This window comes from Kitasatospora sp. NPDC057542 (assembly GCF_042801945.1).
Classification (GTDB): domain Bacteria; phylum Actinomycetota; class Actinomycetes; order Streptomycetales; family Streptomycetaceae; genus Kitasatospora.
In genome coordinates, this window is record NZ_JBHVFE010000856.1 from 1 (window position 1) to 1,126 (window position 1,126).

Genomic DNA, 1,126 nt, shown 5'->3' on the forward strand with positions numbered 1-1,126 from the left:
GGCCGCGGCCCCCGCTTTTTCCGCCGACCGGGCCTCTCCTCCTACAATCGGCCCCATCATGAGCGCGACACTCGTAGTCAAGGACCTCAGCGCCGGCCACGGCGAACGCACCCTCTTCTCCGGCCTGGACCTGGTGGTCGCCCCCGGCGACGTGATCGGCCTGGTCGGCGTGAACGGCGCCGGCAAGTCGACCCTGCTGCGGCTGCTGGCCGGCCTGGACACCCCCGAGGGCGGCTCGCTGCGGCTCAGCCCGGCGAGCGCCAACGTCGGCCACCTGCCGCAGGAGCCGGAGCGGCGCGAGGGCGAGTCGGTGCGCGACTTCCTGGCCCGCCGCACCGGTGTGGCGGCCGCGCAGGCCGCGCTGGACGAGGCCACCGAGGGCCTGGTCGAGGGCCGGGCGGGCGCCGACGACGCGTACGCCGCCGGCCTGGAGCGCTGGCTGGACCTCGGCGGCGCCGACCTGGAGGAGCGCGCCGAGGAGGTCGCCGACTCGCTCGGGCTGAAGGTCTCGCTGGACCTGCCGATGACCGCCCTGTCCGGCGGCCAGGCCGCCCGGGCCGGCCTCGCCTCGCTGCTGCTCTCCCGCTACGACGTCTTCCTGCTCGACGAGCCCACCAACGACCTCGACCTGGACGGCCTGGAGCGGCTGGAGTCCTTCGTCAAGGGCCTGCGCACGGGCACCGTGCTGATCAGCCACGACCGCGAGTTCCTGGCCCGCACCGTGACCAAGGTGCTGGAGCTGGACCTGCACCAGCAGCAGGTCAACCTGTACGGCGGCGGCTACGAGGCGTACCTGGAGGAGCGGACGGTGGCCCGTCGGCACGCCCGCGAGGAGTACGAGGATTACGCCGACACCAAGGCCTCGCTGGAGACCCGGGCGCGGATGCAGCGCGGCTGGATGGAGCACGGCGTGCGCAACGCCCGCCGCAAGTCCTCCGACAACGACAAGATCGGGCGCGCGATGCGTGCCGAGTCCACCGAGAAGCAGGCCTCCAAGGCCCGGCAGACCCAGCGGATGATCGAGCGGCTGGAGGTGGTCGAGGAGCCGCGCAAGGAGTGGGAGCTGCGGATGGAGATCGCCACCGCGCCGCGCTCCGGCTCGGTGGTCGCCACCCTGCGCGGGGCC

1 protein-coding gene is annotated in these 1,126 nt (G+C 73.6%); it reads left to right on the forward strand.

All coding sequences use genetic code 11. The features are described 5' to 3' along the window. Positions 1–58: 58 nt before the first annotated feature. Positions 59–1,126: ATP-binding cassette domain-containing protein (locus ACFU7Y_RS44110; protein ID WP_380772096.1), on the forward strand; the 1,068-nt coding region annotated here is incomplete at its 3' end.